Here is a 14,238-nt window from a genome sequence, read left to right as displayed (position 1 = left end):
CGGCTCACAGCCCAATTCACAGCCTCGCAACCGCATAATTGCGGTAATTTTGTGCAAAAACGCTTTGCTTCCTGATTCAAAATGCCATATAAAAAATACATTATTGTATACAATCAATAAAACATTAGGGAGTTTGTCATGGAAAGGAATTCGCAAGCGAAGCTCACCGTCACGGGTGATTTAACAAAATCAGGGTATCAGGAGATATTTTCTAAAGAGGCTTTGGACTTGTTAGAAAACCTTGCCACCAAGTTTGAAGCCCGACGCAAACAACTGCTGGATGAACGAGCTCAAAAACAAACCCTATTCGATACAGGCACACTCCCCGGGTATCGCGACGATACTCGCCAAATCAGGGAAGATAAAAGCTGGCGAGTAGCACCCATTCCCCCATCCCTTCAAGACAGACGTGTTGAAATTACGGGGCCTATTGACCGAAAAATGGTGATCAATGCGCTGAATTCTGGGGCAAAAGTATTCATGTGCTGCTTTGAAGATGCTTCGTCCCCCACTTGGGACAACATGGTTCAAGGGCAAATCAACTTGAGAGACGCCAACAATGGCAGTATTGCGTTTGAAGATCTTCGTAAAAATAAACATTACACATTAAATAGCGATCCCGCGTTGCTCATTGCCAGACCACGAGGCATTCATTTACCAGAGGGAAACATTCAGCTCAATGGTGAGCCTATTGGTGGGTGCTTAATGGACTTTGCCTTGTACTGTTTCCATAACCTTGAATCGCGACGCGCAAATGGTGAAGGCGTTTACTATTACATTCCCAAACTTGAAAGTATGGAAGAAGCGCAGTGGTGGGATGATGTATTCAGCGAAACCGAGCAGTATTTAGGGGTACCAACGGGCACCATTAAAGCAACGATTCTTGTGGAGACATTGCCTGCGGTTTTCCAAATGGATGAAATACTCTACGCCATGCGTGACCATATTGTGGCAATGAACTGCGGAAGATGGGATTACATTTTCAGCTACATTAAAACCTTAAAAAATCACCAAGACCGTATTTTACCCGACAGGCACAGCGTGGGCATGGATAAACCGTTTCTTGAAGCATACAGCAAGCAGCTTATACACACTTGCCACCAACGCGGTGCACTAGCCATGGGAGGGATGTCGGCATTTATCCCAAGTAAAGACCCAACTGAAATGGAACAAGTGGCGAGCAAAGTTATCGCAGATAAAAGCCGTGAAGCCCAAAACGGGCACGATGGTACTTGGGTCGCCCACCCCGCTTTAGTGGACATCGCTCTTAATGTGTTTAACGAACATTTAAAAGGGGCGACGAACCAGCTCGATTTTATGCCTGACGTTAGCCATATTAGCGAAGCAACATTACTTGAACCTTGTGAAGGCCCTAGAAACGAAGAAGGGGTGCGTAAAAACATTCGCATTGCGCTGTACTACATGGAAGCGTGGATCCGTGGTGAAGGCTGTGTACCTATTTACGGTTTGATGGAAGATGCCGCGACAGCAGAAATCTCCCGAGCCAGTATTTGGCAGTGGATTCATCATGGTATTACGCTTGATGATGGCAGTGCATTTACCGCTGCCATTTTCAAAGATTGGCTACAGCAAGAACTTGCGACTATCGAAAGTGAAATTGGCAGCGACACATACCAGCAACGCCGCTTCCCAGAAACCGCAGAGCTCTTTTATCGGCTCTCGACTGACAAGCAGTTTGCTACATTCTTAACCTTACCAAGCTACCATTTACTGTAACCTGTGCAATGCAACGGTGCTGTGAAACTCACAGCACCTTCTTGCTCGTTGTCTTATCCGAAACACCTATACCCAAGTGACCTCAAGGTGCAGGATTCTGAGATGACTTGGGTATAGCACCCTAAGCCAATTTGGGTATACAATAAAAAATACAAAGAGTTGTTACACTCCGATAGGACATCATGGCGAGTTTGAAAAGCAGCAATTCCGATCCAATTAAAACCAAAGTACCCGGCCTGACTCAGGACGACGTGGTATACGGCCATATTTTTGATGCCATCCTAGAGCAACGATTGCCCCCTTCCACCAAATTAAGTGAAGAAGCGCTCGCCGATATTTTTGGCGTCAGCCGCACCATCATACGCCGAGCACTTCATCGATTATCGATAGAACAAGTCGTGGACATTCGCCCTAACCGTGGTGCTATGGTAGCCGCGCCAAGTAAAGAAGAAGCCAAGCAAATCATAAAAGCGCGAGAAGTATTGGAAATCGCCATTACTGAATTAGCGGTAGACTATGCCACCAAAGCGCAAATTGAAGAATGCCGAGCGCTGGTTGAGCAAGAAAACGAAGCGTTTAAAAATGGGGATTACGGTCGAGGCTTGCGCCTTTCTGGCGAGTTTCACATCAAGCTGGCGGAAATGGCAGACAACTCACCCATGCTGGCGTTTCAACGAAGCTTGGTTTCGCAATCGTCACTGCTGATTGCCCAATTCGAGAGCAATAACCATTCTAATTGCTCTCAAGACGAACACATGTGCCTGTTGGATGCTATAGAGAAAAAGGACCAAAAGGAGGCGCTCAAGCTTATGGAAGAGCACCTTCATCATATCCGTTCAAAACTCAATCTGGATGGGCAAGCTAAGTCGAACGATTTACATGTTGTGTTTTCTGATGTAATTAAAAAGAAAAATTAATTACCGCACAATATTTTTTACTGAGTATTTCACTTCGAGATCTTCAGGTGCATAAATAACCAAAGGCTCAGAGCTATCGTAAGAAAATACATTGTTATTTTCTACTCTTAACAGTTCCTTATTTTCCGAAGTGGGAGTACAGGCTTTAAGAGTTTGAGTAATACCGTAACTAGGAAGAACATAATGAGTGCTTTCACTCCCATTAGCTGGCTTTTTAATAATAGACCCATCTAAGCCCACTGAATTACAAGTCTCAGTCATCCATTTATTTATAACGAAGTCTATTAATTTTTCAGACTCATTTTCTAAAGGTGGTAATGTAAATTCATGGCGCTTGAGCCCCGCATATTCATCAACCACTTCCTGAACTTCTCCAACCTGAACACAGACATTAAGAATTGGTTGATTACTTTGTTCAGAGCTGATGAAAGATGTCAGTAACGAACTGAATAAGTCATCTGAATTGTTAGAACTTTCGATACTGCCATCCCCCAACACAGGTTGATAATTCACAGTGCCTCGAATACCTGTTGCTTTTATACTTGCTTGAGATGCTTCACCACCAAAATCTACTAAAAAGTTAGGTGTAGTAACGGTAAGTCGATTGCGTTCTTTTTCACCAGATAGCGCGTTAACCAAAAAACTGCGTAAGGCACGACGCTGAGTTCGATCGCGATATTCGGTTCTAAAAGTAGATAGTTGAGCTGAAGTCGGCACGTGATAATTGGTGCCGTGAGCCTGGCAGGCAGCTTGCACTTGTGCCAAGTCAGTTAAATTGGTTTGTAAGTCAATCCATTTATGCTGAACAAATATGTTTTCATTACTTTGGGCAAAAGCAGAAAAAGCACTAATAGAGAGTGCAACTGCTAATATTGTTTTTTTCATTTTATTTCCTAATTACTAGTTATTAAAATTATTTCTAAAGACATCTCAAATAACTGAGTCATCCGAACATGTAAAACGGAAAAAATATAGTATCAATTCAAATCAAATAGCATAGAGAGTAATACTTAAAACTCTTTTAACGGAAGCAAATGCATATCATTTATATACTACAAAGCGCTTAATACCATCTTAGAATATCAATCACATATTAAATCAAGCGCATAAAATATTAACTTATAGCAACACATATCATTTAAATTAAAAAGACAAAACAGGCTTAATGATTCAAATTGTACTGCCACGATTCCTTTGACGATGTAGTTCAAATCAGAACCTTACAACATATCGAAGCATTAGCTTTCTTGGTTACTCACCGCCTTTTTCAACTGCATGATGCGGCTTTCTTTGTAGCCAAAAATGCCTAACATCACGACGGTGACACCCACACACATATTCAGTTGAAGTGGCGAATACACATGAAAGTTTGTCGCCAAAAAATACAGCATCATCGCCATCAATAGAACCTGAATGACCCAACGAGGCTTATCATTAAAATCGAAATGCTGGGTCTCGGGTACGTACTTCACTTGCACTCTTCCAACTAAGAAACCCAGATTGATCAGCACACTCTCTTTGTCTAGAGGTTTAAAGTCGATATGATTTAGCGCCAGATATTTTTCAAGACCTTTCAGATCCATTCTGTTGTTCCTTTTGATACTTCTAACTGAATTAAGACCGAGCCGATGATAACAGAATAGGATTCAAGGGCAGACTATTGAAGTTAAGATATGTTGGGTTTGATGTTACTAAGTGTGATTTGGGGTACTAACTAATAGTGTTCATGCTAGTTATCTTTTAAGACTAAATTTTGTTCAAAAACTCAAAAGAGGTCGATCTATTTCATAAGTCGTTACAGAACTCGCGATTTAACCCTTTACATCTGATGCCAAGCGTAGAACACTGCCCTTCGAAGTTAATAGTACCCGATACAGTAGAGTCAGTAAGAGATTATGAGTAACACGGCACCGAAAAAGTCGAACCCCCTATTCGAGATCCTCTTTAACGTTATCATTCCTTCCTTCATTTTGATGAAGTTTAGTGGCGATGAGCACCTAGGAACAGCCATGGCGCTTGTCGTCGCGTTGATGTTTCCTATCGTTTACGGTGGTATGGATCTTATCCGCAACAAGAAATTCAACTTCATATCGGCACTTGGCTTTGTCAGTATTTTGTTGACGGGCGGTATTGGCTTATTAGAGCTCGATACGCGCTGGTTAGCGTTTAAGGAAGCCTTGATTCCGGGCTTGATTGGCTTAGGCGTTTTGGGCTCCACCTTTACGCGTTACCCATTTATGCAGAAGATGATTCTAAACGACAGCTTGTTTAACCTTTCTTTGATTCATGAACGTTTAAAAGAGAAAGGCAAGTCAGAAGCATTCGAGCGTTGCTTGGTATCGTCGAATTACCTGTTCGCCAGCACCTTTGCCTTTTCTTCCGCCATGAACTATTTCCTAGCGACTTGGATTGTCACAAGCCCAGCCGGCACGGCGGAATTTAATGAAGAGCTGGGTAAACTCACGCTTTACAGCTACCCTGCCATTGCAGTGCCAAGCATGCTGATGATGTTTGGTATTTTCTACTACGTATGGCGCCAAATCCGTGCAATGACCGATTTGGAAACCGAGCAGATTTTTCACGCGAAGTGATGTTGGAATGTTAAACCGTTAAATTAGGTTATCTAAATGAGATAAATTAAAATCGCCCTCAACGTTGGTTGTTGAGGGCGATTTATTGTTCTAAGGAATACATAGCTAACCTAGATAGCAAAATGAAAGACCTAAACTATGACATGCACTCTCTTGATTTACCGTGGTGGCGAAATCACAAATCAGAGACTAAAGCTCTTTTATTCATATCAATGACTATCACGTCTATCTCATCGATACCTAAATAGCCATGTGCAATTGACTTCCAATAATCTTTGAGTGCTGAAGCGAGCTTATCAATACCCACTCTCTTAGCGTCTATCACCCAGTTTTTAGTTGAGTTCTGTGATACTAAAAGAAATACACCACAACTAGCATTACCCTCTCTGAGATAATCACCTACAAGCTGGTTTCGAAGCCGCTCGCACAAATCAGTACCACTCCAGCCCTTATCAAGTAACTTTAACTCAATCGGTACTGGGGAGGTCACCTTCGGGTTAGCAAGCCAGATATCCATTCGTTGTTCATTAGCTAGCTCAGGCTCTTCTGCAACCGTGTAATGTCCGTTGGCACTTTTTCTTAGCTCAGCCGCAATTAGCGTTCTAACCTCATTTTCTTTGGCCGCTCTTTGCCACGTCATCCATGGGCTATCATTACCATTTTCTACCCAATCCTTAATCGAAAGAATTTGTTGGACACCCAGTTCAAATAACTGCCTATGCGACTCAGGGGAGATCTGCTTAGTCTTATGGAACTCCTTAAACTGATTATCCGACCATAAAGGAACATCTCCATAAGCTTCAGCCATTTTGTATGCACTCTTTCTCATCCACGGTCGATGTGACTCATCAGGGTGCTCTTCTATCAGCGCTGTCAATGCGCAGTAGCTCTCCTTAGAGGGAAGCTCTACCAAATAGTTGAACAACATCTCTCTAGCTTCTTGAGCATTATCTCTTGTTGTTGGGCTATAGGTCCCTGTGCCCGCTCGATTAATGTCCTCACTAACACTGATATATTTATGCATCAGGACGTACAAAGCTTTCAGGTGAGAAACCACTTTAAATTGTCCTACATTATAAAGAGAACGATGTGAGCTCCTCCCGCCTAACAGCGCTTCCAGAAATATTTCGGCAGCGTTCGTTGCTTCTTCAAGGTCAAGCATTGCTAGCCACTCCTTTAACTCTGGAATTCCTTTGTCAGGCTCACTATCGACTAACAGTGCATACCACCACGCCATATCATGAACATCGCCTTGACTTGCTGATATGTATTTTTGGGCTAACAAAGACAGTTGCTGTGCGCCAATACCACCTTCAATCAAGAGTCGTAAGCAGTACTCTTTATTGGCTCGGATTAGATTGGCTGAGCTAATTAGGTACTCAAATACAGCGCCAGCGAGATGTTGCTTGAGCCAAGGTGCGTGATACACCAAGTCGTGTAGAATGTGGCTTGAAACCTCTTTGGCTTTACTATTATTCTCTAGCTCCCAAAACACCTCTCGAAGAATGGCGTTATTTGTTTTCTCTGGATAATCTCGTTGTACTACCTCTAACCAACTTGGGAATCCATTTATATCCCATGTTATATAGCGCAATAGAGTTCCAAGGTCTTCACCACTCAAAGACTTAGGAAAGTTAGAGTCTTCCTTTGCTTGAATTTCTAGCCCTGCTAAGCCAAGTAACAAAGCATACGGGATAGAATTGTTAATTTCCCCTTCCGAATGCAACTGTGGACGGAAGTTGCACCAGTGGCCTATACAAAACTCTTTATATGCATTTGCCACTTCCAAGCCTAATTCAGGAATTAGCCTTTCCCATTGGCTTATACTACGTCGACTTGTAGCTGAACTATCTTTTTCTAACTCACTTAACAGCCAGACATGGTTGTTAGTGATTTCTCCAGGCTTCACCTTTGGAGCAGTAATCAGAGACGGATTTTCTTGTAGTGATTGTATCCATTCTATTCGATTACTTTCTTGCTCCTTCCGTTCTTTTTCTGCTTGTCGGTAATACTCAGCTTCTTCAGCCTCGTACCTTAGTGTTGATTCGGGAGTTATTGGATTTAACAAATTTTCTAATCGAGAAACTAAAACCTCTTCTCCATGCACTGCAATACGAAGCTCTTCTAACATCTTTTCAGGTGAGCCTGACTGTTGATAGAGCCTGAATGCAGCATTCAGTGCGACTAATCGGTTATCTTGTTCAAGGCGAGTACTGACAAATGATACTAACCTTGAGAAGTCATCACCTTTGAAAGCCCAAAAATGTTTTAAATATGAGATGCTCCAATCATCAATCAAGGGCTTATCTTGATCGCTCAGATATTTTCTAGCTTTCTCTATGCTATACCAATACAACGCATCATTAAGCTCTAGCCATTCAGGTACTAGGTTGCCAAGGTCATGTTCAACATCATCCAAATTACCTCCTCTCCAAAATTGCAAAGCTCCTGCATTTGCTAGAATGGACAGCGAAACCTCTGACAAAGTAAATGGATCCTTATTGACTACTAACTTTTCCAAACACTTGATAGCAGAGCTAAACAACCACGCATATTGTTCAGATACCCTGCAATCTCTTCGCTCTACAAATGGAGCAACATTAAGATAACTACTGAGCTCTTTTAGTAATTCCGGAATGAGTGTGATTTCTGCTCTCTCAATAAAATCATGCAGCGCTCTATCCAACATCGATGATTTAAATCTTTTCGGCTCAACTAAATGACGAATTGACTCGACTAGGTATTTGACAGAACCATCACTGGGCAGAGTATTGTCAACCAACTCAATCAGCAGTTCCTTAGGAATATTCCCTCTTCTAATAACCTCTCGCCAGACGAAGTCTTTTTGCTCTTCATACCCACAAGTTAGCACTGCGCGCACTGCTGCAATTCTGGCATACTTATCTCGCTCACAAGATATCGCGATTTCTGTAAGTACTTCGGTACAATCGTCCATCTTTCCTTGCCAGACTATACGACCAAGGAAAAAAATTGCATCATCATTGTCTGCATATTTATGAATGAGATTGAGCACATCCTCTATTAGATCTGGCAGTGCGATTCGGGCAATGGCAGCGTTGTCTCGAGCAGAGCGATCATCAGTATCATCGGCAATTTGAGCTACAACATCTGAAAGAATTCGCTTTCTGACTAACAGCGGTAACTGGGAGGGATCGCCATCCTCTAAAGCTATTTCAGGCTTTATACCCAAGATCTGTACTCGAAGACGAGCATCAAACAAAATCAACCATGGCAAAATAGGACGAAATAAAGGGGTAATGATGGTTTTGATCTGCTCCAGCAAGACTGGACACTTCATTAAGCGACATTTTGCTGTTCAAAGTTAACTGGGCTTAGATACCCAAGAGCACTGTGCCTTCTCATCCGATTATAATCAACCTCAATGTACTCGAAGACCGTTTGGCGCATCTCATTTCTTGTCATGATCGGTTCGTATTGGATCGCCTCGACTTTCATAGAATGGAAGAAGCTCTCAACACACGCATTATCCCAACAGTTTCCTTTTCTACTCATACTTTGTTTTAGGTTATAAGCACTTATTATGTCCCTATAGTCTTTTGAGCAATACTGGCTACCTCGATCACTATGGACAGTAACATGCTCAGGGAACCCTCGACGGAACAGAGCCATTGATAATGCATCGCAGACCAGAGTTGCCGTCATCCTCGTATCCATTGACCAACCGATCACTTGTCGTGAGTAAAGGTCGATGATGACAGCCAGATACAACCAGCCTTCGCTCGTGGCAAGATACGTGATATCTCCCGCCCATTTTTGATTCGGAGCCGTTGCGTTAAAGTCTTGAGCTAGCAAGTTCGGCGCTACGGGCATCTTATGCTTGCTATCCGTCGTACATTTAAACTTGCGTGCCGCTTTCGGCGTTAAATCCTGACGCTTCATACTGGCGGCAATGGTTTTAACATTACGGCTATCCCCATTCTCAGCTAGCTCTTTCTGGATGCGCCTTGAGCCATCACGCCCCTTACTATTGTCAAAAGCTTTTTTGACTTTTTCATCAAGCTTTTGGCGTATTGCCTCACGCTGGATGTACTTGTGGCGATGCTTAATCCAGTAATAGAACCCACTTCGTGAAACTTCGAACACCTTAGCCATGCGGACCACATTGAAACACAGAAGGTGTTCTAGCATAAATTCATAGCAATCTACTTTAGATTTTTCGCGAAGTAGGTGGCGGCCTTTTTTACGATATCTAGCTCTTCAGCTTGCTCAGCCAATTGCCTTTTGAGCTTGGCGACTTCGGCAGCGAGATCTCTTTCACGCTGACTGGTACTGGTGTCTTTTTTAATTGCCTTACGCCAACCGTAGATCTGGGATTCATGCAACCCGAGCTGCCTCGCTGCCGCAGCAACTCCCACTTTCTCTGATAGCTTCAAAGCTTCTGCCTTAAATTCAGGGGAATGTTTAATTCTAGTTTTTTTGTTAGTTGTCATTGTTCACCTCGTTAGTGATTGTACTCACTTAACTTGGTGTCCAAAACTGCTGGGGCGGATCATTTCGCCGAACACTTCCCTAACAAAGTAAGACTCGATTTGGGAACGCAAGCCTTCTTCTTTCAATAGACTACTAAAAAACTGCGCGGCTAAAAGCTCACGAATATCCCTATGCCTAAATCTTACTGCACCATAAATAATGTCGTTAAATAAACCACACTCAAGCAACGATTTAACGTCTTCTCGATCCCAATCATACAGAATGATATCGGCCTCAATCCCTTGCTTTACCTTTTCGGCATCAGGCACATTGATCCCGACATTTCCCGTTAATATAACGGCAGCAGCCAACCTTTGAGCACCTTCACGTGCCTTGTCTAAGTTAAGAGGCTTTCGAGCATCGTTATGCCTCTCACTGAGACGAACATCAATACTGTGTTGTAGCAGGTTTAGTCTCCCATCAAGTGATTGATCATCCAACCACTTCGTGATGATGATATCCAAATCAAAAGGTCTTTCTGCTAGATTCCAAAGACCTAACCGCTCAACTTCATCAAGAAGGTCGCCAACATTTTTAACACCACTTTCGGAACAATAGGTTTGAATCATGCTTCGGTCTATTGGTCGTAAGCCGTAAACATTTAATGCACTTTTGGGATGCTTATCTTTGCCGTCAACTTCTTCTTGATTACCAGTAAATGGGTAGAATAGATGAGCATCAACTAAAGCTTTGTCTGACTTGGCACGCCAGCTATAGGGGCGGCTAGAAATGTAAATATGAGCTCGTTTAGCCCCTTTCCCAATTCCTTTAGCAAAACGTTTGATAGCTTTTTCAAAAGCTCTAGGATGAGCTAGTTTTGCTTCATCAACCGAGTCTAAGAAAAACCAAGCCTCATCATTTGAGTTAAGCCAGTCTTCAAATTCACCTTCATCACCTATTTCAAAAGCGTCATCAAAGTTACGGTCAATATCTTCAATTCGAATAAAAAATGACAACTTCCCTTCGATTGAGAGCTTACTTGCCATTTCCTTTAATTCTACCGTCTTACCAGCACCAGCTTCGGCTAGAATTACAGTGCGGTATTCGCTTAATAGAGACTTCCAATTGTGTGCTTTTTTTATCCCCAAACTAAGAGAAATATCTAGCTCTTCAGAGTCCTTATGATTTTCTATTACAGGAGAAAACTGTCTATCTAGGGCGATGTATTTCCGCATAGCTACATTTGGTTCCACGTGGCATAAAAACTTCCTATATTCTACTAGTTACACTTAACTTACCCAACTAGTCTAGATCTCATAATATCACTACGAATGCTAATTAAGTTGCCTCAGCAATTTCAGCTCAACTCAGAGATTAGGCTGAATAGTGCTCGTCCAACAGCTTGTTTGGCTTTTTCGAAAGAAGCTGTTTAAATTGACTGCATATATCAAACCCATTATCCAGCTTTAGGATAGAGATAGCTTCATCTAATAGTTTTGAGCAAAAATGAGTCAGGAACGTTAGTAAAATCGCTCCTCTTTCTTAACAAATCTCACCATACGTAATGATTCATAAAAACCTGAAACAAGGTGAAGGAGCCCCAAAAATCCACGCTTGGGGCTCTTGATTTTCATATTTGGGCATCTTAGAAAGGCATTGGAACGAACAGTTTGAATTTGTTTCCATTCCAATAAAGGTAGGTTTCGTCTGAAGAAGGCGTCGGGACGAGAATTATTTGGCTAGCCGATTTCGCCAAATCTGACGCTTCACCATTCAATATGGCTGCATCAACAACCGACAGCTCTATATCTAGGTCGAAGCCTAACGCATCGCACGCCTGCATCACATGAAATTTATCTCCGACAGACACAATGATCGCTTCATTTTTTAAACTGCCTGCTTCCGTGCATTGATAAAGCTCATCCCACGGGCTATAAGCCTTTAGGTTTTCTTCTTTAAGATCTGCCTTAGTGATATCCGCGTAAACAATATCGGTGTTATTTTCTGATACCACTTTGCCCGAAAGCACTTGGTTTGCACTTGTCAGATAATGTGCTGGTTTGAGTGCTTCTTTTGCGGTAGCTAAACCACAGGAACACAAAATACTCGAAGCAAGCAATACGGCTTTTTTCAGCTTCATCCTAGCCCCTATGTAAAGTCGAAAAATGAAGCATTAACACGTGCGCGCCAAGACCAAATACTTAAACGGCTATATTTGTGATGAACGGCTCCTTTTTGAATTTACTTTGCTGCCTTCATCATAAAATCAACTTGGTTGAAGAAAATTATTAAGGGTAAGTCTTAAAAGTAAAAATAGGTAAGATAGCTTTTCCTTTTGAGTCTTAATATTCTGTAATTTAAAGCTTTTTCACCCTTACAACATCCCCTTTTCAAGCTCAGCCTACTAACGTTCTCCCACTGTATCGAGGCTTCGAATTTTGGGGGCTAGTTACCAAGAGTTTTGGTGGTTAAGATAGAGCTCATTTTATGGGGACAAGATACTTCATACCTCTAGTAGACGTGTTAACCCATTGCGCTAATCACTTGGCGTTAAATGCTTAAGGATAGTTCTGTGCGTATGGAGAGCTCAATGCAGAAATGTTTTATCTTCACTTTCTTATCTCTGATTTTCCTCAGCTTTGCTGTAAAGGGGGAGAATTTTAAACCTTACATAATCGAATCAAGTGAAGATGACATATGTAGTCTAGCGCTTAATCACTACAGCAAAATATTCGAGTCGGAAGATATTAAAACGAAGGGGTTCAGCCAATCTGAAACAATATCGATTCCTGAGTTCAAATTTCGACGATATCCCAGTATTGAAGGAGGGCTAGATTTAGCTACTGTTAATTTTTATGGGTCACAAAAGCTGTTCGTTTTTCATGATCGACCTTTCGGAATTCACGGTGACGTTTACAACGGCTATATTATTAATCCTAACGAAGTTGATGTGCTAGTAAGCGAGTTAAAAGAACAAAAAACAGAGGTTTTTCCACCTTTTTATCCAATTGGCTCAAAAAGTAACTCTAATTTTTCATGGTGGAAAAACGTACCATTTAAATTTAAGAGTAAATGGTACATTTTGTATGAGTTCGGAGACTTTCACAGTCAAAATTCACAACGTAAGATATATCATTTAAAAAAAGACGGAAAGTCAGAAAAAGTTTGCACCATAAAGATTTTTCAGAATGTTGATGATAGTGATATAAAGAAGTCTCTTCCATTACTTACAGCATATAAATATTCCATCGAAAAAATGCTGTTATCTAGTGGACATTGTGGTACTTCCAACCCAGAAGTAATACCAAAATGGAGCGGTCGGTTTTATTCTTCAATGGCAGTAATCAGGCCTTGGGCAATTGAGCCGAAATGGAAATTCACGATGGGGAACTGGGAACAACAATGGGCTGAACTTCAACAAAAGCATTTTGAAGACTGGAAGTTTCAAGATATATGGAGCTATAGAGAGCAAAAATCGAATGAAAACCTGATGTTTGATGCCATTACAGAGCTTAAGAACCACTACGTTTCCAACTATTCCTATTTAGAAAAAGAAGCTTACAACCACGCATCTAAGGTTATTCAAGCGATGCCCAGTCGATACTATTCTCTAGGCTCGTATTATCACTACGAAAAAGACTTTTCAGTTTTTGAAAAAATCTTGGATGGAACATACAACAACTGGAAAAACATTAATCAGGACTTAAAATTCAAGCGTAGCAGTATTCCTTTGGTGGCACTATCGTTAATAGTTGATACTCCTCAAGCCTATAATAGACTTCCGTCCGCGGTAGATAAAAACTTAATTAAGTCTTTTTATCAGAAAGATCTATTAATGTTTGCTGCCCATATGAATAACTTCGATTCAGTAAAATATTTTCTTGAAGCTGGTTGGCCCATCGATCAGGTAACTAATTATGAGCCAATGTCTTGCCAGCCAGATTTGGCACGCCTTAAACGTCTTAATAGGAGTGCACTGACTTACGCAACAGAAAATGCATCTATTGAAGTCATAAAGCTTTTGGTTGACGCAGGGGCGGATACCAAAATCAAAGATAGCCAAGGAAATAACCTCGACTACTATCTAAAATTAAATCCGAGGTTTTCAGCGGAAGAAAAAGAATCTGGATTTGATATGTTGCTAGAAAAGCACTCAAAAATAACCGATGTTAAACCGAGTTTTTCGTGTGACGAGAAGCTTAATCGTTTGGAAAAAGCGATATGCAGCAGTAAAGGTCTTTCTATTTATGATCGTGAGCTGAATAAGGGTTATAAAGATCTAATTGCCAGTAATCAATTGACCATTGATTTAAAAGCAAGCCAAATTGCATGGTTAAAGAGAAGGCGTTCTGAGTGTAAAACCTACTCGACAGATGGACAACTCAATGCTTGCCTAGCAAGAACGACGAGGGCTCGGATTAGGTATTTAGACTATATACGTTCGGCTCTTAACAATTCGTTGCACCCTAGAAAATAAGCGTTAAGCCGATTGGTGGGACAAGCACCTTTAACAAAAAGGTAGGATTGCCCCAAATGGACTC

10 protein-coding genes are annotated in these 14,238 nt (G+C 41.6%); 4 read left to right on the top strand and 6 right to left on the bottom strand.

Annotated features, from left to right (window positions below):
* The first annotated feature begins 123 nt into the window (after positions 1-123).
* Together aceB and LDO37_RS21400 are read left to right on the top strand one after the other, a co-directional pair.
* Complete coding sequence (aceB, locus tag LDO37_RS21405; RefSeq protein ID WP_399482016.1) at positions 124-1,737, top strand: malate synthase A; 1,614 nt, start codon at positions 124-126, stop codon at positions 1,735-1,737.
* Positions 1,738-1,919: 182 nt separating this feature from the next.
* Positions 1,920-2,654, top strand: coding sequence for a GntR family transcriptional regulator (locus LDO37_RS21400; protein ID WP_126610278.1), 735 nt, complete (start codon positions 1,920-1,922; stop codon positions 2,652-2,654).
* Here the strand turns inward: LDO37_RS21400 and LDO37_RS21395 are convergent, their stop codons facing one another.
* Together LDO37_RS21395 and LDO37_RS21390 are read right to left on the bottom strand one after the other, a co-directional pair.
* Positions 2,655-3,539 (bottom strand): ecotin family protein, encoded by an 885-nt coding sequence (locus LDO37_RS21395; protein ID WP_224055872.1) that lies wholly within the window; start codon positions 3,537-3,539, stop codon positions 2,655-2,657.
* A gap of 353 nt (positions 3,540-3,892) precedes the next feature.
* Positions 3,893-4,237, bottom strand: coding sequence for a hypothetical protein (locus LDO37_RS21390; RefSeq protein WP_126609102.1), 345 nt, complete (start codon positions 4,235-4,237; stop codon positions 3,893-3,895).
* A gap of 312 nt (positions 4,238-4,549) precedes the next feature.
* On the opposite strand from LDO37_RS21390, the gene LDO37_RS21385 reads away from it, so the two are divergent.
* Positions 4,550-5,245, top strand: coding sequence for a VC0807 family protein (locus LDO37_RS21385; protein WP_101109991.1), 696 nt, complete (start codon positions 4,550-4,552; stop codon positions 5,243-5,245).
* Positions 5,246-5,420: 175 nt separating this feature from the next.
* Here LDO37_RS21385 and LDO37_RS21380 read toward each other — a convergent pair whose 3' ends face one another.
* From LDO37_RS21380 to LDO37_RS21365, 4 genes are all read right to left on the bottom strand, one after another.
* Positions 5,421-8,486, bottom strand: a complete 3,066-nt coding sequence (locus LDO37_RS21380) for a hypothetical protein (protein WP_126609101.1) — start codon at positions 8,484-8,486, stop codon at positions 5,421-5,423.
* Positions 8,487-8,563: 77 nt separating this feature from the next.
* A protein-coding gene (locus tag LDO37_RS21375; RefSeq protein WP_224056044.1) for an IS3 family transposase occupies positions 8,564-9,717 on the bottom strand; the annotation gives its coding sequence in 2 pieces (ribosomal slippage) (positions 8,564-9,471 and positions 9,471-9,717; 1,155 coding nt in all).
* Between the two features lie 24 nt (positions 9,718-9,741).
* Positions 9,742-10,950, bottom strand: a complete 1,209-nt coding sequence (locus LDO37_RS21370) for an NACHT domain-containing protein (RefSeq protein WP_224055870.1) — start codon at positions 10,948-10,950, stop codon at positions 9,742-9,744.
* A 392-nt stretch (positions 10,951-11,342) separates the two neighbouring features.
* Positions 11,343-11,837: a hypothetical protein gene (locus LDO37_RS21365; RefSeq protein ID WP_126608770.1), complete on the bottom strand. Its 495-nt coding sequence runs from the start codon at positions 11,835-11,837 to the stop codon at positions 11,343-11,345.
* Between the two features lie 450 nt (positions 11,838-12,287).
* Between LDO37_RS21365 and LDO37_RS21360 the strand changes: the two genes are divergently transcribed.
* Positions 12,288-14,174, top strand: coding sequence for a lysozyme inhibitor LprI family protein (locus LDO37_RS21360; RefSeq protein ID WP_224055869.1), 1,887 nt, complete (start codon positions 12,288-12,290; stop codon positions 14,172-14,174).
* Positions 14,175-14,238: the final 64 nt, after the last annotated feature.

The organism is Vibrio penaeicida, from assembly GCF_019977755.1.
In the GTDB taxonomy this organism is placed as follows: domain Bacteria; phylum Pseudomonadota; class Gammaproteobacteria; order Enterobacterales; family Vibrionaceae; genus Vibrio; species Vibrio penaeicida.
This window is presented reverse-complemented; position numbering and strand designations above follow the sequence as displayed.

Bases quoted from the DNA above. Each gene is read 5' to 3' on its own strand.
- LDO37_RS21400 (WP_126610278.1), top strand. From the start codon at position 1,920: ATGGCGAGTTTGAAAAGCAGCAATTCCGATCCAATTAAAACCAAAGTA.
- LDO37_RS21395 (WP_224055872.1), bottom strand. From the start codon at position 3,539: ATGAAAAAAACAATATTAGCAGTTGCACTCTCTATTAGTGCTTTTTCT.
- LDO37_RS21390 (WP_126609102.1), bottom strand. From the start codon at position 4,237: ATGGATCTGAAAGGTCTTGAAAAATATCTGGCGCTAAATCATATCGAC.
- LDO37_RS21385 (WP_101109991.1), top strand. From the start codon at position 4,550: ATGAGTAACACGGCACCGAAAAAGTCGAACCCCCTATTCGAGATCCTC.
- LDO37_RS21365 (WP_126608770.1), bottom strand. From the start codon at position 11,837: ATGAAGCTGAAAAAAGCCGTATTGCTTGCTTCGAGTATTTTGTGTTCC.
- LDO37_RS21360 (WP_224055869.1), top strand. From the start codon at position 12,288: ATGCAGAAATGTTTTATCTTCACTTTCTTATCTCTGATTTTCCTCAGC.